The following is a 23,928-nucleotide window of genomic DNA, read 5'->3' as shown; positions in this document are numbered from 1 at the left end:
TCTGACCGCACTTTGCATTTTAGGCTTAATTCGTTTCCACAAAGCTTAATGCCGTTTCAACCACTTCAATTCCCGCCCCTTGCTTAAAGGCATTTTCACTTAAATAGCGTCGCCATTGTCTTGCTCCTTTGCAGTTTTGGAATGCACCGAGCATATGTCGAACGATATGATTTAAATAAACACCTTGGCTCAGTTGCTTTTCAATGTAAGGGAACATGGCTTCCACCGCTTGTCTTGGTGTGACGATATCCGCATTGGCATCAAAAAGCATTTGATCAACATAGCCCAATAACGACGGATTTTGATAAGCCTCACGCCCAACCATCACGCCATCAACAAATTGTAAATGATGTTTCATTTCTTCGATGGTTTTAATGCCGCCATTAATTGCAATAGTCAACTGCGGGAAGTTTTTTTTCAATTGATAAACACGCTCATAATCCAAAGGGGGAATCTCGCGATTCTCTTTTGGGCTTAATCCTGAAAGCCAGGCTTTTCGTGCATGAACAATAAATTCTTGGCAGCCTGCGTGATGGACTTTTTCGATAAAGTCGCAGAGAAATTCATAGCTATCCAAATCATCAATGCCAATACGAGTTTTCACGGTGACAGGAATATTCACGACACGTTGCATTTCTGCAATACATTCTGCTACTAAATTCGCTTTTGCCATTAAGCAAGCACCAAACATACCATTTTGCACGCGGTCAGACGGGCAACCCACATTCAGATTAATTTCATGATAGCCTCTTTCTTCGGCTAATTTGGCACAATGTTTAAGCTGTGCGGGATCACTTCCACCAAGTTGTAAGGCAACTGGGTTTTCTTGCAAATCAAAATCTAAATGATCGTATTTGGCATGAATAATGGCGGGAGCCGTAACCATTTCAGTATAAAGCAACGCATGTTTACTAAATTGGCGATGAAAATAGCGACAATGGCGTGTTGTCCAATCTAACATTGGCGCAACGGAAAAGCGTCCACGATAAAAGTGCGGCTGATTTTCTGACATATTTTATTTCTCTTGAATTTTGTTACGGCGAAGATCTTCTGCTTGTTGTTCCTGCATTCGTTGGCGGAAACGTCCAGCCGCAAAGTGGTAAAAAGGTTTCGGACTAAATTGGCGCGAAATTATGGAGGCAATAATACTGGAAATCAAGAGCCAAATCAGCACGGGTTGGGCCCCCGTCATTTCCATTACTACTACGCTGGCTGTCACAGGGGATTGTGTGCCTCCAGCTAAAAAGGCTGCCATACATAAAATGACCAAGAAACGTTGATCGACCATGCCGTTACTGATTTCCCATAACATAGTGCCGATACCCGCACCAGTAGTGAGAGATGGCGTAAAAATTCCGCCCGCGATGCCATTCCAATACGTCGTAACCGTTGCGAAGAGTTTTAGTATTCCCACTTCAGGTGAAACGAGTTGTCCTTCTAATGCTCTTGCAACCACATTATAGCCCGTTCCATAAGTTTGCCCTTCGCTGTAGGTACCCATTGCGGCAAGTACTAAACCGAGTAATAAGGCAATGTAAATTGGGTGTTTGCGGATCCAATCACGCCATTTGAGTGGAGAAAGCCCCGCGAGCCCTTTGGCAAGGAGTCGTCCAAATATACCACCCAGTACACCGCAGACGATGCCACAAATGGCAAGCCAAAGATATAAATAAGGAATAGAAGTCGCACCTTTATAGGCTGGAAAGTAAGGGCTATTGCCTTGAATCGCCACTAAAATAAAACCGGCCGCTAATACACCGAGTAATACACGCCTTTCCCAGCGTAACATCACGCCTCGACCCAGTTCTTCAATGGCAAAAATGACCCCAGCTAAAGGGGCATTAAAGGCGGCAGCAAGACCGCCTGCTGCACCGGTTGCGATGAGTTCATTCGTACTTAAACCACGGAAAGCGAAGTTATATTTACGACAGAAATTTCCCCAAGCGAGCATAACCGCTGCACCCACTTGAACAGAAGGCCCTTCACGTCCAACAGACGCACCGATAACCATTGCAAAGAAAGTAAGTGGAATTTTCCAAATGGTTTGGCGAAATTTAACAAGTTTCGTTTTATAGCCACTGTAAGGAAGATTGATGGAGGCAATCACTTGTGGAATACCGCTGCCACCAACATAAGGTGTGTATTTGGCGGTAAACCAGGTGAGAAAAGCAAGACCAAGCGGTAAAACGATCCAAACGGTGAGAGGATATTTAGCAGACCAATAGGCATTAAATTCAAGTCCGATATCGGCGAGTTTCGCAAATCCAAAGGAAAATAGGGCAACAAATGTCGCACCAATCAGTAAACATACAAATTCGAGTGTTTTATGAGAGATACGATGGGTTTGTCGAAGCTTTTTATGATAAAAATAACGTAAATGGTAGAGGAATGAACGTAACATAAATTTTGCCCAAAATTATTTTAGTTAAAATTATAAAACCCCAACTAAAGACAGGCAATTAATTTAAAAGGACCGCTCATTTGGCGTAGCTTTTTTGACAAGCGATCCTCTGCGATCCATTTTTGTTTAAATATTGACAATACTAGGTGAAACCATTAAAATTCAGCGTCTATTTCTTCTGTCTATTGGATGGAAAGATAGATTTTGTAACAAACATTCTATTATGAATAACATTTAAACTGGAGCTTTTTTAATGGCAACTATCAACCAGCTAGTACGCAAACCGCGTGTGAAAAAGGTTGTAAAAAGTAACGTTCCTGCATTAGAGGCTTGCCCGCAGAAACGTGGTGTGTGCACTCGTGTATACACAACTACACCTAAAAAACCGAACTCAGCATTACGTAAAGTATGTCGTATTCGTTTAACTAATGGCTTTGAAGTAACTTCTTACATCGGCGGCGAAGGTCACAACCTTCAAGAGCATAGTGTTGTGCTTATCCGTGGTGGTCGTGTTAAAGACTTACCGGGTGTGCGTTACCACACTGTACGCGGCGCATTAGACTGTGCAGGCGTTAAAGATCGTAAACAAGGTCGTTCTAAATACGGCGTTAAACGTCCTAAAGCTTAATGGAACTCCGTTAAGTAAGGCCAAACGTCTAAATTAGTAAAAATTTAAATCAGAAACTCCAGTATCACATTAGCTCACTTTAAAGTGCGGTTAATTTTTATAGAGTTTTGGATATCCTGAAGATTAAATATACGGAGAAATTCGCAATGCCACGTCGTCGTAGTGTTGAACCACGCAAGATTCTTCCAGATCCGAAGTTCGGTTCAGAGTTACTTGCAAAATTTATTAATGTATTAATGGTAGACGGTAAAAAATCCGTTGCTGAAACCATCGTTTACGGTGCGTTAGACAAACTTGCAGAACGCACAGGTAAAGAACCTTTAGAAGCATTTGAAATTGCACTTGAAAACGTTCGCCCAACTGTTGAGGTTAAATCTCGTCGTGTTGGTGGTTCTACTTACCAAGTGCCAGTTGAAGTACGTCCAGTTCGTCGTAACGCATTAGGTATGCGTTGGATCGTTGAAGCGGCACGTAAACGCGGTGATAAATCAATGGCTTTACGTCTTGCAAATGAATTATCTGATGCATCAGATAACAAAGGCGCAGCAGTGAAAAAACGTGAAGACGTTCATCGTATGGCTGAAGCTAACAAAGCATTTGCTCACTTCCGTTGGTAATACGCTTTTAAAATTTAAGGGCTTCATCCTCGATGAAGCCTTACCCTTATATAAACAGATATTAAACTTAACAAGGTTATAATAATGGCTCGTACAACCCCTATTGAAAGATATCGTAATATCGGTATTAGTGCGCACATTGATGCTGGTAAAACTACTACCACTGAACGTATCTTATTCTACACTGGTGTAAGTCACAAAATTGGTGAAGTACACGATGGTGCAGCGACAATGGACTGGATGGAACAGGAACAAGAACGTGGTATTACCATTACCTCTGCGGCAACTACCGCATTCTGGTCTGGTATGTCACAACAGTTCCAACAACACCGTATCAACGTTATCGATACCCCGGGACACGTAGACTTTACTGTTGAAGTAGAACGTTCTATGCGTGTTCTTGATGGTGCGGTAATGGTTTACTGTGCGGTTGGTGGTGTTCAACCTCAGTCTGAAACTGTATGGCGTCAAGCTAACAAATATCAAGTTCCACGTATCGCGTTTGTAAACAAAATGGACCGTACTGGTGCTAACTTCTTACGTGTTGTTGATCAACTTAAAACTCGTTTAGGTGCTAATGCTGTTCCTCTTCAACTTCCAATCGGTGCAGAAGAAAGCTTCACTGGTGTTGTTGATTTGATCAAAATGAAAGCGATCAACTGGAATGAAGCAGACCAAGGTATGACTTTCACTTATGAAGATATTCCTGCAGATATGCAAGCAGCTTGTGAAGAATGGCGTCAAAACCTTGTTGATGCAGCAGCTGAAGCAACTGAAGAATTAATGGAAAAATATCTTGGTGGTGAAGAGTTAAGCGAAGAAGAAATCAAAGCAGGTCTTCGTCAACGCGTATTAGCAAACGAAATCATCTTGGTAACTTGTGGTTCTGCATTCAAAAACAAAGGTGTTCAAGCAATGCTTGATGCGGTTGTTGAATACTTACCAGCACCGACTGATATTCCAGCAATCAAAGGTATCAATCCAGATGAAACTGAAGGTGAACGTCACGCAAGCGATGATGAGCCATTCTCTTCATTAGCATTCAAAATTGCAACTGACCCATTCGTAGGTAACTTAACCTTCTTCCGTGTGTACTCAGGTGTAATTAACTCTGGTGATACCGTATTAAACTCTGTACGTCAAAAACGTGAACGTTTTGGTCGTATCGTACAGATGCACGCTAATAAACGTGAAGAAATCAAAGAAGTTCGTGCGGGCGATATCGCTGCAGCAATCGGCTTAAAAGATGTAACTACGGGTGATACATTATGTGCTATCGATGCACCAATCATCCTTGAGCGTATGGAATTCCCAGAGCCAGTAATCTCTGTAGCAGTAGAACCTAAGACTAAAGCTGACCAAGAAAAAATGGGTCTTGCATTAGGTCGTCTTGCTCAAGAAGACCCTTCATTCCGTGTTCACACTGATGAAGAATCTGGTGAAACCATTATTTCTGGTATGGGTGAGTTACACTTAGATATCATCGTTGACCGTATGAAACGTGAGTTCAAAGTGGAAGCTAACATCGGTAAACCACAAGTATCTTACCGTGAAACTATCCGCACTCGTGTTAACGATGTGGAAGGTAAACACGCAAAACAATCTGGTGGTCGCGGTCAATATGGTCACGTTGTTATCGACTTATATCCATTAGATCCAGAAGGTCCTGGTTACGAATTTGTAAACGAAATCAAAGGTGGTGTAATCCCTGGTGAATACATTCCTGCGGTTGATAAAGGTATCCAAGAACAGCTTAAATCTGGTCCGTTAGCGGGTTACCCAGTAGTCGATCTTGGTGTACGTTTACACTTCGGTTCATACCATGATGTTGACTCATCTGAATTAGCGTTTAAATTAGCCGCTTCTTTAGCATTTAAAGCAGCATTCGCTAAAGCAAACCCAGTTCTACTTGAGCCAATCATGAAAGTTGAAGTAGAAACTCCACCTGAGTATGTTGGTGATGTAATCGGTGACTTAAGCCGTCGTCGTGCTATGGTTAACGGTCAAGAAGCGAACGAATTCGTTGTTAAAATCGATGCAGAAGTTCCACTTTCTGAGATGTTCGGTTATGCAACAGACTTACGTTCACAAACTCAAGGTCGTGCATCATACTCAATGGAACCGTTAAAATATGCTGAAGCCCCAACAAGTGTTGCTGCTGCAGTAATTGAAGCGCGTAAAAAATAATTTTTTGTAACAATCCGCTCTATAAGTCGAATGGCTTATAGAGCATTTTCTAGGAAACTAAACAAATGTCTAAAGAAAAATTTGAACGTACAAAACCGCACGTAAACGTGGGTACAATCGGCCACGTTGACCACGGTAAAACAACTTTAACAGCAGCAATCACAACCGTATTAGCAAAACACTACGGTGGTGCAGCTCGTGCATTTGACCAAATTGATAACGCGCCAGAAGAAAAAGCGCGTGGTATCACCATCAACACCTCACACGTTGAATACGATACTCCAACTCGCCACTACGCACACGTTGACTGCCCAGGACACGCGGACTATGTTAAAAACATGATTACCGGTGCGGCGCAAATGGACGGTGCTATTTTAGTAGTAGCAGCGACAGATGGTCCTATGCCACAAACTCGTGAGCACATCTTATTAGGTCGCCAAGTAGGTGTACCTTACATCATCGTATTCTTAAACAAATGCGACATGGTAGATGACGAAGAGTTATTAGAATTAGTAGAAATGGAAGTTCGTGAACTTCTTTCTCAATATGATTTCCCAGGTGACGATACGCCAATCGTACGTGGTTCTGCATTACAAGCATTAAACGGCGTAGCAGAATGGGAAGAAAAAATCCTTGAGTTAGCAAACCACTTAGATACTTACATTCCTGAGCCAGAGCGTGCAATTGACCAACCGTTCCTTCTTCCAATCGAAGACGTGTTCTCAATTTCAGGTCGTGGTACAGTAGTAACAGGTCGTGTTGAGCGTGGTATCATCCGCACTGGTGATGAAGTTGAAATCGTTGGTATCAAACCAACAACTAAAACAACTGTAACGGGTGTTGAAATGTTCCGTAAATTACTTGACGAAGGTCGTGCAGGTGAGAACATTGGTGCCTTATTACGTGGTACAAAACGTGAAGAAATCGAACGTGGTCAAGTATTAGCGAAACCAGGTTCAATCACGCCACACACTGATTTCGAATCAGAAGTTTACGTATTATCAAAAGAAGAAGGTGGTCGTCACACTCCATTCTTCAAAGGTTACCGTCCACAGTTCTATTTCCGTACAACTGACGTAACGGGTACAATCGAGTTACCAGAAGGCGTGGAAATGGTAATGCCTGGTGATAACATCAAAATGACAGTAAGCTTAATCCACCCAATTGCGATGGACCAAGGTTTACGTTTCGCAATCCGTGAAGGTGGCCGTACAGTAGGTGCTGGTGTTGTTGCGAAAATCATCAAATAATTGATGTATTAACTGTAACAAGTTAGATTAAGAAGGCGTATCGAAAGATGCGCCTTTTTGTTTGCTAAAATTCTGTAAAATTATAATGAAAATTCAAATTAAAAAAGTGAATGTTAGGAAGAGAGAAATATTTGTTGGAGGAAAAAAGTGGCGGAAGGTCATGGGAGTTGAACCCACCCGGGAACGCTGGCGTCCCCAACAGGATTTGAAGTCCTGCCACCTCACCGGAGATGACGACCTTCCGTTATTGAAATTGCGGTTACTTTAGCGTAAATTAGTTTACAATTCAATGCCATTTTGAAATAGGAATTAAAAATGACCGCACTTTTTCAACAACTTCCTTCGGTAGATAAATTTTTAAAAACACCAGAAGGTGAAATGCTTTTAACTGAATTTGGTCATTCAGCTGTCGTGCGTGAATTACGCCAATTATTATCTGATGGGCGCGAGTTTATCAAACAGCATAAAAATTTACCGCACTTTTTTGCCGATCATCTAAGTACATTACATCATTTACAGCATCGCTTGACTCAACAAAATCATGTACAAATTAAATCAGTCCATAATTTAACGGGAACGGTATTACACACAAATTTAGGACGAGCATTATGGTCTGAAAGCGCACAACAGGCAGCGCTTCATGCGATGAAAGGTAATGTTGCGTTAGAATATGATTTGGAAGAAGGCAAACGCAGTCATCGGGATAATTATATTAGTGAACTACTTGCACAACTCACAGGTGCAGAAGCTGCTTGTATCGTTAACAATAATGCTGCAGCTGTACTCTTGATGTTGGCCACCTTTGCTAAAGATAGAGAAGTCATTATTTCTCGTGGTGAGTTAATTGAAATCGGTGGTGCATTTCGCATTCCAGATATTATGGCTCAAGCAGGCTGTAAACTTGTTGAAGTGGGGACAACAAACCGCACACATTTGAAAGATTATCGTCAAGCAATCAATGAAAATACCGCTTTCTTAATGAAAGTACATTGCAGTAATTATCATATTAGTGGGTTTACCGCTTCGGTTTCAGAACAAGAATTGGTTGATCTTGGACGAGAATTTGATATTCCAGTGATTACGGATCTTGGTAGTGGGGCATTGATTGATCTAAGCCAATATGATTTACCGAATGAGCCAACGGTGCAAGAAAAAGTCGCACAGGGCGTAAATTTGGTGTCATTCTCAGGCGATAAATTATTGGGCGGAACACAAGCTGGTATTATTGTCGGTAAAAAAGAGTGGATTGCTCAGTTACAAGCTCATCCATTAAAGCGCGTATTACGTTGCGATAAAGTGATTTTAGCTGGGCTTGAGGCAACATTACGCCTTTATCTCCAACCTGAAAAACTTACTGAGACATTGCCAACTTTACATTTGCTCACCCAATCAATGGATGTATTAAAAGAAAAAGCCGAACAACTTAAAGCCTGTTTAGTAAACCGCTTAAAAGATTACCAGGTTGAGATTGAAGAAAGTGTTGCTCAGATTGGGAGTGGTTCTCAACCGATGGCGACGATTCCTTCTCTCGCGGTGACGATTGCAGAAAAAACAGAGGCAAAATTGACCGCACTTTTAGCAGTATTCAAAGCGTTAGAACAGCCGATAATCGGCCGCGTTGAGAAAGGAAAAATTTGGTTAGATTTACGTAGCGTGGCTGACTTTAAGGCATTATTAGATACGGTGGAAAAATTATGATCATAGTAACATCAGGGCACGTCGATCATGGTAAAACAGCCCTTTTGCAAGCGCTGACAGGCACAAATACTGCCCATTTGCCGGAAGAAAAAAAACGTGGCATGACCATTGATTTAGGGTATGCCTATTTGCCTTTAAAAGAGAAAGTACTCGGGTTTATTGATGCGCCTGGCCATGAAAAGTTTCTCGCCAATATGTTGGCGGGGCTTGGTGGTGTGCATTATGCGATGCTCATTGTTGCTGCAGATGAAGGAATTGCCGCACAAACTAAAGAACACTTAGCGATTTTGCGTCAGCTTCAATTTACTGAAATCATGGTAGTGATTACCAAGGCTGACCGAGCAACAGATGAGCAAATCGAGGCATTAAAAACACAAATTCAGACGGATTATCCATTCTTAGCTGAATCTCATTATTTTATTACATCGGCACAAACAGGCTTAGGGATTAATGCGTTACGCGATTATTTGGCCAATTTACCTGAATTAGCTGAAATAGATAAACCGTTCCGTTACGCCATCGACCGTGTTTTTAGCGTGAAAGGGGCGGGGACAGTGGTAACAGGGACAGCATTTGCGGGAACGGTGGCCATTGATGATGAACTCTTCCTTTCTACGGGACAAAAGGTTCGCGTAAAAAATATTCATGCTCAGAATACACCGAGCGAAAAAGGTTTGGCTGGTCAACGCTTAGCGCTCAATTTAAACGTTGATTTAGATCGTACTCCAATGCAGCGCGGCGATTGGTTGTTAGCCTCAGAACCACTTGAGCCGACCGATCGTATTACCATTGAAATTACACCTGAAGTGAATTTGAAAGACAGTCAGCCAGTGCACATTTATCATGCGGCAAGCCGTACGACGGGTAAGCTCACCTTGCTTGAAAGCAAAAATGTAATGAAAAATGACCGCACTTTGGCAGAAGTTATTTTAGAACAGCCATTATTTTTAGCTTTTGGGGATAAATTAATTTTACGTAGTGGTGATGCGAAAGCGTTAATTGGTGGTGCCAAGGTACTCGAAATTCATTCACCAAAACGTTATAAGCGCACAGAGGCTCGCTTAGCGTTCTTGGCTAAACTTAATCAGGCTCAAACTGCCACACAACGCATCGGATTAACCTTACAAAAAGAGGCGATTTCAGCTCAAGCTTTAATGTGGAGTGAGCAACTAACTGAAAATCAGCTGGCTGAAGTATTAGCTGAGAATGGCGATATCCATTTCCAAAATTGGTGTTTTAATCGCGATTATCAACGTGAAAAAACGCAGCAAATTTTGACCGCACTTGCTACCTATCATGAGCAACATAATGATCAGCTAGGTTTGAGTAAGGCCCGCTTATACCGTATTGCGACACTAAACCAACCGGAAAATCTGATTTATCATTTTATTGAAGAAATGCTTGATGAAGGCCAATTGCAGCAGACTCGTGGTTGGTTACATTTGCCTTCACACAAAATCCAATTTTCAGCCGAAGAGCAAAGCTTATGGCAAGCGGTGTTAGCTGAATTTGAGAAAGCGCATGGTCAAGCCATTTGGGTGCGAGATATGGCAACCGCCTTGTCGCAAGATGAAAGTGCGATGCGTAATTTCATGTATAAAGCAGGTAAGTTGGGCTATCTCACCCCAATTGTAAAAGATCGATTTTTCCTGACTGAGAGCATTTATGCTTATGCTCGCTTAATTAAGCAAATAGCAGGTGAAGAAGGTAAGATTGCGGTAAATGAATTACGTGACAAGCTTAATTTTGGTCGAAAACTGACCGTACAGTTAATGGAGTATTTTGACCGTACTGGCTTTTTACGCCGCAAAGGCAATGACCATATTTTACGTGATAAAGATACATTTGATTTATAGGATAACACATGAAAAAAACACTGATTTCAGCCTTAATTTTAACCGCACTTTTTACTGTAACAGGTTGCGAAGATAAAGAAGCGAAAGCAAAAATTGAGCAACAAACACAGACTATTGCGCAACTGACGGCAGAAAATACACAATTAAAAGCTGAAAAAGAAAAGGTGGAGAAGGTTATTCCAGCAATTATTGCTCAAGATGATGTGATTTTTGATAAAGAGGAAACCATCAAATATCCTAAATCGCCCAAAGAAGATGAATATGTGCCTGTAGAAGGTAAACTTCATTACAGCATTTCGACACTAAAAACGAATATTGAATGGTTAGATACACTACTTTTAGAACAAATTTCCAAAAATGCTGACGGTAAACCAAGAAGCCGTGAGCAGCTTATAGCAGATTACCAGAAAGCATATGATGAAGCTAAGAAAGAGATGTTGGAATCCCCAATAATTGGTGTTGATGAAACCTTAGATTTAGCATTTAATCACCAAAGAGGTAAGCTTGCTGTATTTTTAATAAACTATTACAGCTATGGTGGTGGCGCTCATGGCGTTGGGGGGGATCATTATCTTAATATTGATTTAGAAACAAAAAAACGACTTTCATTTGATGATGTGTTTAAACCAAATCAGCAAGCTAAATTAAAAGAGATGCTTTGGGAACGTTATACTCGATATGGTGAGGTAAAAGATGAGGAAGCATTTACATCAAAAGACGCTTTTGAAGTGACCGATAATTTCTATTTAGATCATGATGGGATTCACTTTGTGTATAACGTGTATGAAATTGCGTCTTATGCAGAAGGACCGCAGGAGCTTGTGATTGAGTGGTGGAATGCCCCTGCTTTATTGAAGCCTGAATTTATTCAGAAAAAATATTACCCCGTTTCGAGTAATACGGCAGAATAACAAAGTGCGGTTAATAATGGCCGCATTTTTATTGACCTTTTTTCACCCAGTATTTGAAAGGTGTGTTTTGGGTTTCACTCGCTAAAAGAGTATGTTCCATAAATTGGCAGAAACTGGGAATATCGCGAGTCGTGGCTGGGTCGTCTGCCAAAATAAGCAGCACTTCACCTTCGTTCATATGACGAATATTTTTTCTCACGAGCATCACGGGTTCAGGACAACGTAAACCAACGGTATCAAGGGTTTTATCAACAGTCATTTCAGTCATTATTATTCATCGGTTTTATTGAAATTGAGCGACATCATACAATAATTATGGGGAAATTTCGATAAATCTGCTATTAATGCTAAACTAAGCAACAAATTCATTTAAGTAATTATTTCATGGCTGAATATTTTATCCCCAAAAGTGCGGTCATTTTTGAAGAAGAAATTAAGAAAAGTCGCTTTATTACGTATTTACAACATACGGAAGGGCTTGAGCAAGCTAAAGCTTTTTGGGCTGCAATTAAAACACAGCATCCTAATGCTCGCCATCATTGTTGGGCGGCGGTGGCCGGTAAACCGACTGACTCACAACAATTAGGTTTTTCCGATGACGGAGAACCAGCTGGAACGGCAGGAAAGCCAATGCTATCCACTTTGCAAGGTAGTCAAGTTGGTGAAATTAGTGCCGTTGTTGTTCGTTATTATGGGGGCATTTTATTAGGCACGGGTGGTTTAGTTCGTGCTTATGGAAATGGTGTGCAACAAGCTTTAAAATTATTAGAAACTGAACGAAAAGTAGAACGCCAGTTATTCCAAGTGCATTGTGATTATGCACAATTAAATTGGATTCAAATTTTATGTGAACAACATCAAATTGAAATTTATCAACAAGATTTTCAAGTGCAGATTGCATTACAGTTAGGCATTAGTGAAGGTCAAATTAAACCTTTTGAACAAGCATTAATTGAGCGTTCGGCAGGAACGTTGAAATTAGAAGAAATGAATTAAGCGAGATATTGTGCATATTTTATCCATTATTCGGATTATCGGCATTTTGATCATGTGCTTTTCCGGCACGATGCTGATTCCAGCCTTTGTGGCGCTTATTTATGGTGATGGTGGCGGTAAAGCATTTATGCAAGCTTTTGTATTAAGCTTCACTGTGGGAACGTTGTTTTGGTGGCCTTGTCATCATCATAAGCAAGAATTGCGCTCTCGAGAAGGTTTTTTAATTGTAGTGGCGTTTTGGTTTGTCTTAGGTGGGCTAGCAACCTTGCCATTGTTGTTATTTGATTCACCTCATTTAACGGTGGCTTCTGCCGTATTTGAGGCGTTTTCTGGGTTAACAACCACGGGTGCCACAGTCATGACTGGATTAGATAATTTACCGAAAGCTATTTTATTTTACCGCCAATTTTTGCAATGGTTAGGTGGTATGGGGATCATTGTGCTGGCGATTGCAATCATTCCTCTATTGGGGATTGGCGGAATGCAGTTGTATCGTGCAGAAATGTCTGGACCCATGAAAGATCAGAAGATACGACCAAGGATAGCAGAAACAGCAAAGGCGCTATGGTTTATTTATTTCTTTTTAACCATATCCTGCGCCTTGGCTTATTGGTTAGCGGGTATGACACCATTTGATGCGATTACACATAGTTTTTCGACGGTATCCATTGGCGGCTTTTCTACGCATGATGCCAGTATCGGCTATTTTAATAGCTCGGCGATTAATTTTATCACGGTTATTTTCTTGTGGATTTCGGCTTGTAACTTCGCATTGCACTTCAGAGCATTTTCGACTTTAGGACGCGAAAATATTTTGAAGATTTACACAAAAGATCCAGAATTCCGCTTCTTTATGAGTATTCAAATCTTGCTTATCGTGGTTTGTACATTGGTGATGATAAGCCATCAATATTTTGATTCCTCATGGCAAGATTTTGAGCAAGTCGTATTCCAAGCTGTATCGATTTCAACCACAACAGGCTACTCCACATCGAATTTCGCTGAATGGCCTTCTTTTGTGCCGATGTTATTAATTATTGCCTCTTTTATTGGTGGCTGTGCAGGTTCAGTGGGTGGCGGTTTGCGTGTTGCACGGATTTTAGTGCTATATCTTCAAGGTGCAAGAGAACTGAAACGATTTGTACATCCTAATTTAGTGTATCCAATTAAATGGGGTAAAAATGTCCTTGATGAACGAGTGATTGGGAGTATTTGGGCCTTTTTCTCTGCGTATCTATTGGTATTCACTATTTGTTTATTAAGTGTGATTGCATGTGGTGTCGAACCTTTTGATGCCTTTAATGCGGTATTAGCAAGTATTAATAACCTTGGACCAGGATTAGGTTCAGTAAGCAGCAATATGACAGCGATGCCAGATAGTGCTAAATGGGTACTCACCATTGCGATGGTATGCGGTCGTTTAGAAATTTTCACATTATTGGCGCTCTTCACACCAGCGTTTTGGAAGGCATAATGAAAACATTAATTTTATATTCAAGCTGTGATGGACAAACTAAAAAGATTGCTGAGTTTATGGCTCAGTATCTTGAAGGAGAAGTGGTGGTTTCACCGTTAATGGAGGAGCAGGATCTTCAATTTTTTGATCGGGTGATTATTGGAGCATCCATTCGTTATGGTCATTTTAATAAACAGTTATACCATTTTGTTGAACACCATCATGAATTGCTGAATGCAAAAAGTGCGGTCTTTTTTGGCGTAAATTTAACAGCGAGAAAAGAAGGGAAAGATACGCCAGAGGAAAATGTCTATGTGCGTAAGTTCCTTCAACGCATAAAATGGACTCCGGCAAAAGTTGGCGTATTTGCAGGTGCATTGCTATATCCACGCTATAAATGGATTGATCGAGTCATGATCCAATTGATTATGAAAATTACAGGTGGTGAAACGGATTCGACCAAAGAAATTGAATATACCGATTGGGGAAAAGTAAAGGCATTTGCAGAAAGCCTGAATTCGTAGAATAAAACACCATAAAAATTGTATTTTTTAGACGATTTGAGTAAAAGATCTTCAATCAAGAAAAAATCACATTTTTTTACAAAAAAGCACTTGCAAAGAATTCTGAAATATCTATAATACGCCCCACACAACGACGCACTGTTGTGAAACGTAATAAAGCCAGTGCGTCGTTCTTTTTTGCTCTTTAACAATATATCAGACAATCTGTGTGGGCACTTGTTGATTGACTTGTTTTAAAAATATTTTTTAATTTTGAAGTCTTAATAGGTGCTAACTAGAAATTCATAATACTTTATTAAGTAGTGACATTTTATGTCAGCAGTATTGAGCGATTGAACTTGAATTGAAGAGTTTGATCATGGCTCAGATTGAACGCTGGCGGCAGGCTTAACACATGCAAGTCGAACGGTAACATAGAGAAGCTTGCTTCTTTGATGACGAGTGGCGGACGGGTGAGTAATGCTTGGGAATCTGGCTTATGGAGGGGGATAACTACGGGAAACTGTAGCTAATACCGCGTAATATCGAAAGATTAAAGTGTGGGACCTTCGGGCCACATGCCATAGGATGAGCCCAAGTGGGATTAGGTAGTTGGTGAGGTAAAGGCTCACCAAGCCGACGATCTCTAGCTGGTCTGAGAGGATGACCAGCCACACTGGGACTGAGACACGGCCCAGACTCCTACGGGAGGCAGCAGTGGGGAATATTGCGCAATGGGGGCAACCCTGACGCAGCCATGCCGCGTGAATGAAGAAGGCCTTCGGGTTGTAAAGTTCTTTCGGTAGCGAGGAAGGTGGTTAGTTTAATAGGCTAGCCAATTGACGTTAACTACAGAAGAAGCACCGGCTAACTCCGTGCCAGCAGCCGCGGTAATACGGAGGGTGCGAGCGTTAATCGGAATAACTGGGCGTAAAGGGCACGCAGGCGGACTTTTAAGTGAGGTGTGAAAGCCCCGGGCTTAACCTGGGAATTGCATTTCAGACTGGGAGTCTAGAGTACTTTAGGGAGGGGTAGAATTCCACGTGTAGCGGTGAAATGCGTAGAGATGTGGAGGAATACCGAAGGCGAAGGCAGCCCCTTGGGAATGTACTGACGCTCATGTGCGAAAGCGTGGGGAGCAAACAGGATTAGATACCCTGGTAGTCCACGCTGTAAACGATGTCGATTTGGGGGTTGAACTTTGAGTTTGGCGCCCGTAGCTAACGTGATAAATCGACCGCCTGGGGAGTACGGCCGCAAGGTTAAAACTCAAATGAATTGACGGGGGCCCGCACAAGCGGTGGAGCATGTGGTTTAATTCGATGCAACGCGAAGAACCTTACCTACTCTTGACATCCAGAGAACATTCCAGAGATGGAATGGTGCCTTCGGGAACTCTGAGACAGGTGCTGCATGGCTGTCGTCAGCTCGTGTTGTGAAATGTTGGGTTAAGTCCCGCAACGAGCGCAACCCTTATCCTTTGTTGCCAGCGATTCGGTCGGGAACTCAAAGGAGACTGCCGGTGATAAACCGGAGGAAGGTGGGGATGACGTCAAGTCATCATGGCCCTTACGAGTAGGGCTACACACGTGCTACAATGGCGTATACAGAGGGAAGCGAGAGTGCGAGCTGGAGCGAATCTCACAAAGTACGTCTAAGTCCGGATTGGAGTCTGCAACTCGACTCCATGAAGTCGGAATCGCTAGTAATCGCAAATCAGAATGTTGCGGTGAATACGTTCCCGGGCCTTGTACACACCGCCCGTCACACCATGGGAGTGGGTTGTACCAGAAGTAGATAGCTTAACCTTTTGGAGGGCGTTTACCACGGTATGATTCATGACTGGGGTGAAGTCGTAACAAGGTAACCGTAGGGGAACCTGCGGTTGGATCACCTCCTTACCAAAGACGAGAGACAATAAGTGTCCACACAGATTGATTGATATATTGTAGAAAATGAATGAAGAGAGAAAAGTGCGTAAGCAAAATGTAAGATAGAGTATCTTTATTTGTTGTCCCCATCGTCTAGAGGCCTAGGACATCGCCCTTTCACGGCGGTAACCGGGGTTCGAATCCCCGTGGGGACGCCAAATAAAGATAACTTTATTATCTTCTGTTCTTTAACAACCAGGAAACAAGCTGAAAAACTGAAGAGACTTTCAAGTCCTTAAGGATAAGAAAAAGTCTGAGTAAGAATAAAATCTTGATTGAACAAAAGCAATCAAGTGTTTAGTTGAAAACACAACATCAAGAATTTTTGAGGTTGTATAGTTAAGTGACTAAGCGTACAAGGTGGATGCCTTGGCAATCAGAGGCGAAGAAGGACGTGCTAATCTGCGAAAAGCTTGGATGAGTCGATAAGAGGCGTTTAATCCAAGATGTCCGAATGGGGAAACCCAGTAGATGAAGAATCTACTATCACTGACTGAATACATAGGTAAGTGAGGCAAACCGGGAGAACTGAAACATCTAAGTACCCCGAGGAAAAGAAATCAATCGAGATTTCGTTAGTAGCGGCGAGCGAACGCGAAGGAGCCTGTTAGTGATAATGACAGAGACAGAGGAACAAGCTGGGAAGCTTAGCGACACAGGGTGATAGCCCCGTACTCGAAGTCCAGGTCATGGTACTAAGCTAACGACAAGTAGGGCGGGACACGTGATATCCTGTTTGAAGATGGGGGGACCATCCTCCAAGGCTAAATACTCCTGATTGACCGATAGTGAACCAGTACTGTGAAGGAAAGGCGAAAAGAACCCCGGTGAGGGGAGTGAAATAGAACCTGAAACCTTGTACGTACAAGCAGTGGGAGCCCTTTAAGGGTGACTGCGTACCTTTTGTATAATGGGTCAGCGACTTATATTTTGTAGCGAGGTTAACCGAATAGGGGAGCCGAAGGGAAACCGAGTCTTAACTGGGCGTCTAGTTGCAAGGTATAGACCCGAAACCCGGTGATCTAGCCATGGGCAGGTTGAAGGTTGGGTAACACTAACTGGAGGACCGAACCGACTAATGTTGAAAAATTAGCGGATGACTTGTGGCTGGGGGTGAAAGGCCAATCAAACCGGGAGATAGCTGGTTCTCCCCGAAATCTATTTAGGTAGAGCCTTGAGCGGACACCTTCGGGGGTAGAGCACTGTTTCGGCTAGGGGTCCATCCCGGATTACCAACCCGATGCAAACTACGAATACCGAAGAGTGATACTCAGGAGACACACGGCGGGTGCTAACGTCCGTCGTGGAGAGGGAAACAACCCAGACCGCCAGCTAAGGTCCCAAAGTCTATATTAAGTGGGAAACGAAGTGGGAAGGCTTAGACAGCTAGGATGTTGGCTTAGAAGCAGCCATCATTTAAAGAAAGCGTAATAGCTCACTAGTCGAGTCGGCCTGCGCGGAAGATGTAACGGGGCTCAAATATAGCACCGAAGCTGCGGCATCAGTAGCAATACTGTTGGGTAGGGGAGCGTTGTGTAAGCGGATGAAGGTGTGTTGAGAAGCATGCTGGACGTATCACAAGTGCGAATGCTGACATAAGTAACGATAAAACGGGTGAAAAACCCGTTCGCCGGAAGACCAAGGGTTCCTGTCCAACGTTAATCGGGGCAGGGTGAGTCGGCCCCTAAGGCGAGGCTGAAAAGCGTAGTCGATGGGAAACAGGTTAATATTCCTGTACTTGGTAAAGCTGCGATGTGGGGACGGAGCAGGTTAGGTTATCGCACTGTTGGATATGTGCGTTTAAGTTGGTAGGTGGGAAGTTTAGGCAAATCCGAACTTCCTTAACACTGAGAGATGATGACGAGGCTCTACGGAGCTGAAGTAACCGATACCACACTTCCAGGAAAAGCCACTAAGCGACAGGCTTTACTAAACCGTACTGAAAACCGACACAGGTGGTCAGGTAGAGAATACTCAGGCGCTTGAGAGAACTCGGGTGAAGGAACTAGGCAAAATAGCACCGTAACTTCGGGAGAAGGTGCGCCGGCGTAGATTGTAGTCCCTCGCGGGCGAAGGTTGAACCGGTCGAAGATACCAGCTGGCTGCAACTGTTTATTAAAAACACAGCACTCTGCAAACACGAAAGTGGACGTATAGGGTGTGATGCCTGCCCGGTGCTGGAAGGTTAATTGATGGTGTAATCGAAAGAGAAGCTCCTGATCGAAGCCCCAGTAAACGGCGGCCGTAACTATAACGGTCCTAAGGTAGCGAAATTCCTTGTCGGGTAAGTTCCGACCTGCACGAATGGCATAATGATGGCCAGGCTGTCTCCACCCGAGACTCAGTGAAATTGAAATCGCCGTGAAGATGCGGTGTACCCGCGGCTAGACGGAAAGACCCCGTGAACCTTTACTATAGCTTGACACTGAACATTGAATTTTGATGTGTAGGATAGGTGGGAGACTATGAAGATGATACGCCAGTATTGTTGGAGTCGACCTTGAAATACCACCCTTTAACGTTTGATGTTCTAACGAAGATTGCGAAACGCGGTCTCGGACAGTGTCTGGTGGGTAGTTTGACTGGGGCGGTCTCCTCCCAAAGAGTAACGGAGGAGCACGAAGGTTTGCTAATGACGGTCGGACATCGTCAGGTTAGTGCAATGGTATAAGCAAGCTTAACTGCGAGACAGACAAGTCGAGCAGGTACGAAAGTAGGTCATAGTGATCCGGTGGTTCTGAATGGAAGGGCCATCGCTCAACGGATAAAAGGTACTCCGGGGATAACAGGCTGATACCGCCCAAGAGTTCATATCGACGGCGGTGTTTGGCACCTCGATGTCGGCTCATCACATCCTGGGGCTGAAGTAGGTCCCAAGGGTATGGCTGTTCGCCATTTAAAGTGGTACGCGAGCTGGGTTTAGAACGTCGTGAGACAGTTCGGTCCCTATCTGCCGTGGGCGTTGGAGAATTGATTGGGGCTGCTCCTAGTACGAGAGGACCGGAGTGGACGCACCACTGGTGTTCCGGTTGTGTCGCCAGACGCATTGCCGGGTAGCTAAGTGCGGAAGAGATAAGTGCTGAAAGCATCTAAGCACGAAACTTGCCAAGAGATGAGTTCTCCCAGATTATAAATCTGTAAGGGTTGTTTAAGACTAAGACGTAGATAGGCAGGATGTGTAAGCGGTGTGAGCCGTTGAGCTAACCTGTACTAATTGCCCGAGAGGCTTAACTATACAACGCTCAAGGGTTTTGGGTGTTGGGTAAACAAAACAAACTCAGAGAAGAAGAAAGTTTTAAAGTTGAATCAGCTTGTTTGGTTGTGAGCGCTAGAGATAGCGGAGCAGAGAGAAATAGAAAAGTTATTAAAGGAATAATCCTGGCGGCGATAGAGCGGTGGTCCCACCTGACCCCATACCGAACTCAGAAGTGAAACGCCGATGCGCCGATGGTAGTGTGGGGTTTCCCCATGTGAGAGTAGGACACCGCCAGGTACTTTTTATTTTGTTAGTTTATTTTTAGAGTAAATTAACAAAATAAAAATTTTGGCAGCAACAGTGCAATGGTCCCACCTGAATCCATATCGAACTCAGAAGTGAAACATTGTTACGCCGATGGTAGTGTGGGGCTTCCCCATGTGAGAGTAGGTCACTGCCAATTATACCTCATTTAGCGGAGTGGTAGTTCAGCTGGTTAGAATACCTGCCTGTCACGCAGGGGGTCGCGGGTTCGAGTCCCGTCCATTCCGCCAATTCTTAATACCAATAGGGGCGTAGTTCAATTGGTAGAGCACCGGTCTCCAAAACCGGGTGTTGGGAGTTCGAGCCTCTCCGCCCCTGCCATTAAAAATCTTTCATTTTCAATAATTTATTATATTGTAAAAATTTTCTTGTGAGAAATCATCGTCTTCGTTTGGCTTAATGTTATCTTACTGACTGATTAATTAATACATTCTTCCAATTTCAAATGGATAAAATCATTCAATTCCCGTTTATCCGCTTGAGCCATTTCTTGTAACTTTTCTTTAAAACTTGCCGTCACACAAAATGCAATAATTTCAGATTTTAGTTCGCGTTTTTTTCTGTTTTCGCCATACCCTTTTCCTTGTTGTTTTTGTTTACTTTGTTATACTCAGTCACTAATAATTATGTGTTCTCTTACCCTGAGGGTTTTTATGACCGCACTTTCCATTGAAGGACGTCTCGAAAAACTTGAGGCGCAAATGCAACAGTCTATTCTTTGTCTCGCAGTGCCGAACGCTTCCGAAAACTCTGCAATCGTGCAAGCTCTTTCTCCACTACTTGAGCGATGGAATCAACAATATCAACAGATTCTTGCTGAACTTCACCAAGATGATGAAGTGGGGCGTAAATATGTACGTTCACTACAAAACCTCCTTGAATTGAAATAGTAGTCATTAATTTCTCCATAAAAATAAGGCTCCCATGACTGACGAAATACTGGTTATTTCCATTGAAGTTGATTTACCGCTCAATATCACTTTCCATGCCGAGACAGGAGAAATGACGGTGGAATGTTTTCAGTTTGTTTCAGGTGCGCCACAAGCGAAGATGACTTTTCTCTATACACCGCAGGCAACACAAGAAATGCTGCGGGCACTTGCGATTTTCCAAGAGAAACTCGGTACAACATTTTTAACGCAAGCCACGCCACATAACGTGCTTTAGCTTGCCGTTGAAGATGAAGAAGTGGTAATGGCGATTGATTGTGAAAATTATGAAGATGAAACTTTTGTTTTTATTGACACTATTTTGTAGTGTATCTGCTTATTCTCAAACTGTACCTGATGAAATTGTAGATTTATTTGATGAAGTATCATCAGTTGCAGATCCTGAAGAAGATGTAAATTACCTTAATCATGTTATTTCTGTAAGGATAAATAAACCTATTATTCAACGTGATTATGCAAAATATGTTGTAAGGATAATCTGCGATGATAGCTATTTTGAACCTAGTTACTGGCAAGATATTGATTTCAAAATTATCGAAGTAAGGGATCGCGATAATAATTTTGGATACAGAATAAACATAGATAAAACAGTTTGTGCAGCACCAATAAAACATGATTGGTCTGACAATGAACTTGAGGAACGTACATTTAAATATGGATTAAAGAAATTCTAAGGAGCATTCAATGAAAAAATTTATCCTAATTCTAACCGCACTTTCCCTTGCTTTCTCAACAGCAACTTTTGCAAAAAGTAAAAAAGCAGATGCAGAACAGTTTAGTTGTAGTGATGGAAAACGCACTTGTAAGGACATGGATAATTGCGATGATGCTAAATTCCATTTAAGAGAGTGCGGCATGCACAAACTCGACCGTGATCACGATGGCGTGCCTTGTGAGAGTATTTGTGGGTAGGTAGTGGATAGTAATAATTTTTTAAGTATTGAGTTAGAACGATAAATGTTAAATTGGGATGATATAAAAGATTTCTTAGCTGACCCTAAAAAAATTCAGGAAAAAGCCAATCTAGAATGTAAAGCTGCAGCGAATAGCTTACCTAAAGATTTTTGGAAGTCCTTTAGTGCCTTTTCGAATACACAAGGTGGATTTATTTTACTTGGTATTTCTGAAAAAAAAGGCGGAGAATTTTGTATTACCGGTGTAAGCGATGCTCGCAAAATTGTAGATGATCTATATTCTCAAGCTCGTAGTGGACAAAAGGTGAGCTGTCATTATTTAAATGATGATTGTGTACTTTATGAGAATGATATTTTTGCAGAAAAGAGTGTAATTGCTATTTATGTTCAAAAAGCGGAAAACAATTCTATTCCAGTTTATTTGAATGGGGACATTACAAATGCTTACGTTCGTTTAAATACAGGTGATCATAAACTATCTCCTGCAGAATTAAAAAACTTTCTTTCTAGCTATACTAAAATAAATCAAGATAACAACGTTATTCCTAATACATCAATTTCGGAAATTCATTTACCTACGTTAGATAAATATCGTCAATATATTAAAAATTACAATTCAACAAGTCCATTACTTGCTCTAGATGACTTATCATTATTAAAGAAAATAAATGGTTATCAAATAGATCTTAAAACCGGGAAAAGTGGTTTAACTTATGCTGGCTTATTAATGTTTGGAAAATTAGATATTATTCGGTCTTTACTTCCTCATTATTTGTTAGAGTATAAATCAAAAGAAACAGATCACCGATACGATGATCGAATTACATGTGATGAGCTAGATGAAGGAAACTTATTTGAATTTTATTTAAAAGTTGCACCCAAATTATTTAATCTTGCTAAAAATAAACATTTTGCACTAGACCAGCTAACGAGAAGCGAAGACAACTTGATAACTGGTGCATTACGTGAAGCTTTTATTAATATGCTTACACATTCAGATTATTTGAATGACAGAGTAACACTCAAAATATCGCAAACATTAAATATGTTAAATTTTGAGAACCCTGGTGTTATGTTAGTGAGTATCCTAGAAGCTCAAAGTGGTAAAAAATCTATATGTCGAAATGCAATTTTACACAATATGTTTCGTCGAATAGGTCTTTGTGAAAGAGAAGGGAAAGGAATTGAAACTATCTTCTCAAATTATCGTAAAGAATTATTAACTACACCGGTGTTGAGTACGGATGCAGAAAAAACACTTTTAACTTTAACGTTACAAGATAGCTCAGTTATTCAAGCCAGCCAACAATTACATCTGAGATTAGGTGCTCAATATCAAAATTTAGATAATAATTTGCACAAGAAAATTTTGTTATTGACCGCCTTAAATAGAGGATGGATTAAACATTCCATTCTCTCTGAAAAGTTAGAAAAAGACTATCATAGCAGAGATATTACACTTGCTTTACCTGCTTTAGAAAGAAAGGGATTACTTTTAGGCAAAGGTGAGAAAAAAGATAAATTCTATGTTTTACCTTGGGTAGATGTTGGCGATTTAAAAGAGATTTATGGTAAACGTCATGAAGTCACATTGAATACGCAGGTAAATTTTAATGTTGAAGGTTTAGTTGAAGAAGCTAACTTAGAAGCTAACTTAGAAGCTAACTTAGAAGCTAACTTAGAAGCTAACTTAGAAGCTAACTTAGAAGCTAACTTAGAAGCTAACTTAGAAGCTAAGAATGAACATAAATTAGTTTATTATAGCTTTGATCTTGATGAGCTTGGACGAACAACAAAGGATGGTCGGACAATTATTAATGAGTTAGATGATTTAAATCCAGACTTTTTAGAAAAACTTAAGAATATTGTTCCTGATGATTTTTATAGAAAAAAGAAGAAGAATAGAAAAAAACTGAAAGAACTTGTACTTGAATTGTGTGATGAGCAGTTTGTTACAAAGAAATCACTTTCAAAGCTTTTAGGGATAACAGAATCAGCTTTATGGTTACATCTAAAAGAATTTGTAGACCAAGGCGTGCTAGAACTTGCGTTTCCACAGCAGCCAACTCATAAAGATCAATCCTATCGGGTTGTTAAATAGCGGTCAATC

The 23,928-nt window shown here is 41.7% G+C and carries 18 protein-coding genes, 4 tRNA genes and 4 rRNA genes; 22 read left to right on the top strand and 4 right to left on the bottom strand.

Going from position 1 to position 23,928, the window contains the following annotated elements:
* Positions 1-25: 25 nt before the first annotated feature.
* The gene (gene dusA, locus QQS40_RS02165) at positions 26-1,012 is read right to left on the bottom strand and encodes a tRNA dihydrouridine(20/20a) synthase DusA (RefSeq protein ID WP_289902435.1); all 987 of its coding nucleotides are present in this window, start codon (positions 1,010-1,012) and stop codon (positions 26-28) included.
* A 3-nt stretch (positions 1,013-1,015) separates the two neighbouring features.
* Complete coding sequence (locus tag QQS40_RS02160; protein WP_149785897.1) at positions 1,016-2,401, bottom strand: chloride channel protein; 1,386 nt, start codon at positions 2,399-2,401, stop codon at positions 1,016-1,018.
* Positions 2,402-2,654: 253 nt separating this feature from the next.
* On the opposite strand from QQS40_RS02160, the gene rpsL reads away from it, so the two are divergent.
* From rpsL to tuf, 4 genes are all read left to right on the top strand, one after another.
* Complete coding sequence (gene rpsL, locus QQS40_RS02155) at positions 2,655-3,029, top strand: 30S ribosomal protein S12 (protein WP_005543325.1); 375 nt, start codon at positions 2,655-2,657, stop codon at positions 3,027-3,029.
* Positions 3,030-3,175: 146 nt separating this feature from the next.
* The gene (rpsG, locus tag QQS40_RS02150) at positions 3,176-3,646 is read left to right on the top strand and encodes a 30S ribosomal protein S7 (RefSeq protein WP_005699184.1); all 471 of its coding nucleotides are present in this window, start codon (positions 3,176-3,178) and stop codon (positions 3,644-3,646) included.
* 84 nt (positions 3,647-3,730) lie between these two features.
* Positions 3,731-5,833, top strand: a complete 2,103-nt coding sequence (gene fusA, locus QQS40_RS02145; protein WP_128787828.1) for an elongation factor G — start codon at positions 3,731-3,733, stop codon at positions 5,831-5,833.
* A gap of 65 nt (positions 5,834-5,898) precedes the next feature.
* A complete protein-coding gene (tuf, locus tag QQS40_RS02140; RefSeq protein WP_049362643.1) occupies positions 5,899-7,083 on the top strand; it encodes an elongation factor Tu in 1,185 nt (394 codons plus the stop codon).
* Between the two features lie 148 nt (positions 7,084-7,231).
* Here tuf and QQS40_RS02135 read toward each other — a convergent pair.
* Positions 7,232-7,326 (bottom strand) — tRNA-Sec (locus QQS40_RS02135).
* Between the two features lie 72 nt (positions 7,327-7,398).
* Between QQS40_RS02135 and selA the strand changes: the two genes are divergently transcribed.
* From selA to QQS40_RS02120, 3 genes are read left to right on the top strand one after another with little or no spacing between them, the layout of a single operon-like run.
* Complete coding sequence (gene selA / locus QQS40_RS02130) at positions 7,399-8,781, top strand: L-seryl-tRNA(Sec) selenium transferase (RefSeq protein ID WP_289902523.1); 1,383 nt, start codon at positions 7,399-7,401, stop codon at positions 8,779-8,781.
* Entirely contained in the window at positions 8,778-10,637 is a 1,860-nt protein-coding gene (selB, locus tag QQS40_RS02125) for a selenocysteine-specific translation elongation factor (RefSeq protein WP_289902524.1), read from the top strand. The genes selA and selB overlap by 4 nt, the downstream gene beginning before the upstream one ends.
* A gap of 8 nt (positions 10,638-10,645) precedes the next feature.
* Complete coding sequence (locus QQS40_RS02120; protein ID WP_329505861.1) at positions 10,646-11,548, top strand: RsiV family protein; 903 nt, start codon at positions 10,646-10,648, stop codon at positions 11,546-11,548.
* 28 nt (positions 11,549-11,576) lie between these two features.
* Here QQS40_RS02120 and tusA read toward each other — a convergent pair whose 3' ends face one another.
* Positions 11,577-11,816 carry a sulfurtransferase TusA gene (tusA, locus tag QQS40_RS02115; protein WP_049356232.1) on the bottom strand — a complete coding sequence of 80 codons (240 nt, stop codon included), beginning with the start codon at positions 11,814-11,816 and terminating at the stop codon, positions 11,577-11,579.
* A 116-nt stretch (positions 11,817-11,932) separates the two neighbouring features.
* On the opposite strand from tusA, the gene QQS40_RS02110 reads away from it, so the two are divergent.
* The 15 genes from QQS40_RS02110 to QQS40_RS02040 all read left to right on the top strand — a co-directional run bounded on the left by QQS40_RS02110 (position 11,933) and on the right by QQS40_RS02040 (position 23,919).
* Positions 11,933-12,544: a YigZ family protein gene (locus QQS40_RS02110; RefSeq protein ID WP_049356230.1), complete on the top strand. Its 612-nt coding sequence runs from the start codon at positions 11,933-11,935 to the stop codon at positions 12,542-12,544.
* A gap of 10 nt (positions 12,545-12,554) precedes the next feature.
* On the top strand, positions 12,555-14,018 hold the full coding sequence (locus QQS40_RS02105; protein ID WP_329505858.1) for a TrkH family potassium uptake protein: 1,464 nt from the start codon (positions 12,555-12,557) through the stop codon (positions 14,016-14,018).
* The gene (hemG, locus tag QQS40_RS02100) at positions 14,018-14,524 is read left to right on the top strand and encodes a menaquinone-dependent protoporphyrinogen IX dehydrogenase (RefSeq protein ID WP_329505856.1); all 507 of its coding nucleotides are present in this window, start codon (positions 14,018-14,020) and stop codon (positions 14,522-14,524) included. The genes QQS40_RS02105 and hemG overlap by 1 nt, the downstream gene beginning before the upstream one ends.
* A gap of 340 nt (positions 14,525-14,864) precedes the next feature.
* A 16S ribosomal RNA gene (locus tag QQS40_RS02095) occupies positions 14,865-16,404 on the top strand.
* Positions 16,405-16,516: 112 nt separating this feature from the next.
* Positions 16,517-16,592 (top strand) — tRNA-Glu (locus tag QQS40_RS02090).
* Positions 16,593-16,771: 179 nt separating this feature from the next.
* Positions 16,772-19,669 (top strand): 23S ribosomal RNA (locus QQS40_RS02085).
* Between the two features lie 142 nt (positions 19,670-19,811).
* Positions 19,812-19,927, top strand: a 5S ribosomal RNA gene (gene rrf / locus QQS40_RS02080).
* Positions 19,928-19,977: 50 nt separating this feature from the next.
* Positions 19,978-20,093: ribosomal RNA gene (rrf, locus tag QQS40_RS02075) — 5S ribosomal RNA — on the top strand.
* Together the 16S, 23S and 5S rRNA genes with 3 tRNA genes alongside form the textbook arrangement of a ribosomal RNA operon.
* 14 nt (positions 20,094-20,107) lie before the next feature.
* Positions 20,108-20,184: transfer RNA gene (locus QQS40_RS02070), tRNA-Asp, on the top strand.
* Between the two features lie 15 nt (positions 20,185-20,199).
* Positions 20,200-20,275: transfer RNA gene (locus tag QQS40_RS02065), tRNA-Trp, on the top strand.
* A gap of 332 nt (positions 20,276-20,607) precedes the next feature.
* Positions 20,608-20,844 (top strand): hypothetical protein, encoded by a 237-nt coding sequence (locus QQS40_RS02060; protein ID WP_329505854.1) that lies wholly within the window; start codon positions 20,608-20,610, stop codon positions 20,842-20,844.
* Between the two features lie 34 nt (positions 20,845-20,878).
* Positions 20,879-21,121 carry a hypothetical protein gene (locus QQS40_RS02055; RefSeq protein ID WP_329505852.1) on the top strand — a complete coding sequence of 81 codons (243 nt, stop codon included), beginning with the start codon at positions 20,879-20,881 and terminating at the stop codon, positions 21,119-21,121.
* 49 nt (positions 21,122-21,170) lie between these two features.
* Entirely contained in the window at positions 21,171-21,578 is a 408-nt protein-coding gene (locus QQS40_RS02050) for a hypothetical protein (protein WP_329505850.1), read from the top strand.
* A gap of 10 nt (positions 21,579-21,588) precedes the next feature.
* Positions 21,589-21,816: an excalibur calcium-binding domain-containing protein gene (locus QQS40_RS02045; protein ID WP_329505848.1), complete on the top strand. Its 228-nt coding sequence runs from the start codon at positions 21,589-21,591 to the stop codon at positions 21,814-21,816.
* Positions 21,817-21,861: 45 nt separating this feature from the next.
* Positions 21,862-23,919, top strand: a complete 2,058-nt coding sequence (locus QQS40_RS02040; RefSeq protein WP_329505846.1) for an RNA/DNA-binding domain-containing protein — start codon at positions 21,862-21,864, stop codon at positions 23,917-23,919.
* Positions 23,920-23,928: the final 9 nt, after the last annotated feature.

It is taken from the genome of Haemophilus parainfluenzae, from assembly GCF_036288925.1.
Taxonomy (GTDB): Bacteria; Pseudomonadota; Gammaproteobacteria; order Enterobacterales; family Pasteurellaceae; genus Haemophilus_D.
Note: the sequence above shows the minus strand (reverse complement) of the source record. Positions and strands in the feature narration are given on the sequence as shown.

Excerpts from the sequence above, each read along its gene's own strand:
- QQS40_RS02050 (WP_329505850.1), top strand. The coding sequence starts at position 21,171 with ATGAAGATGAAACTTTTGTTTTTATTGACACTATTTTGTAGTGTATCT.
- QQS40_RS02045 (WP_329505848.1), top strand. The coding sequence starts at position 21,589 with ATGAAAAAATTTATCCTAATTCTAACCGCACTTTCCCTTGCTTTCTCA.
- rpsG (WP_005699184.1), top strand. The coding sequence starts at position 3,176 with ATGCCACGTCGTCGTAGTGTTGAACCACGCAAGATTCTTCCAGATCCG.
- QQS40_RS02060 (WP_329505854.1), top strand. The coding sequence starts at position 20,608 with ATGACCGCACTTTCCATTGAAGGACGTCTCGAAAAACTTGAGGCGCAA.
- QQS40_RS02040 (WP_329505846.1), top strand. The coding sequence starts at position 21,862 with ATGTTAAATTGGGATGATATAAAAGATTTCTTAGCTGACCCTAAAAAA.
- QQS40_RS02120 (WP_329505861.1), top strand. The coding sequence starts at position 10,646 with ATGAAAAAAACACTGATTTCAGCCTTAATTTTAACCGCACTTTTTACT.
- fusA (WP_128787828.1), top strand. The coding sequence starts at position 3,731 with ATGGCTCGTACAACCCCTATTGAAAGATATCGTAATATCGGTATTAGT.
- tusA (WP_049356232.1), bottom strand. The coding sequence starts at position 11,816 with ATGACTGAAATGACTGTTGATAAAACCCTTGATACCGTTGGTTTACGT.
- rpsL (WP_005543325.1), top strand. The coding sequence starts at position 2,655 with ATGGCAACTATCAACCAGCTAGTACGCAAACCGCGTGTGAAAAAGGTT.
- QQS40_RS02160 (WP_149785897.1), bottom strand. The coding sequence starts at position 2,401 with ATGTTACGTTCATTCCTCTACCATTTACGTTATTTTTATCATAAAAAG.
- QQS40_RS02110 (WP_049356230.1), top strand. The coding sequence starts at position 11,933 with ATGGCTGAATATTTTATCCCCAAAAGTGCGGTCATTTTTGAAGAAGAA.
- dusA (WP_289902435.1), bottom strand. The coding sequence starts at position 1,012 with ATGTCAGAAAATCAGCCGCACTTTTATCGTGGACGCTTTTCCGTTGCG.
- selB (WP_289902524.1), top strand. The coding sequence starts at position 8,778 with ATGATCATAGTAACATCAGGGCACGTCGATCATGGTAAAACAGCCCTT.
- QQS40_RS02055 (WP_329505852.1), top strand. The coding sequence starts at position 20,879 with ATGACTGACGAAATACTGGTTATTTCCATTGAAGTTGATTTACCGCTC.
- tuf (WP_049362643.1), top strand. The coding sequence starts at position 5,899 with ATGTCTAAAGAAAAATTTGAACGTACAAAACCGCACGTAAACGTGGGT.
- hemG (WP_329505856.1), top strand. The coding sequence starts at position 14,018 with ATGAAAACATTAATTTTATATTCAAGCTGTGATGGACAAACTAAAAAG.
- selA (WP_289902523.1), top strand. The coding sequence starts at position 7,399 with ATGACCGCACTTTTTCAACAACTTCCTTCGGTAGATAAATTTTTAAAA.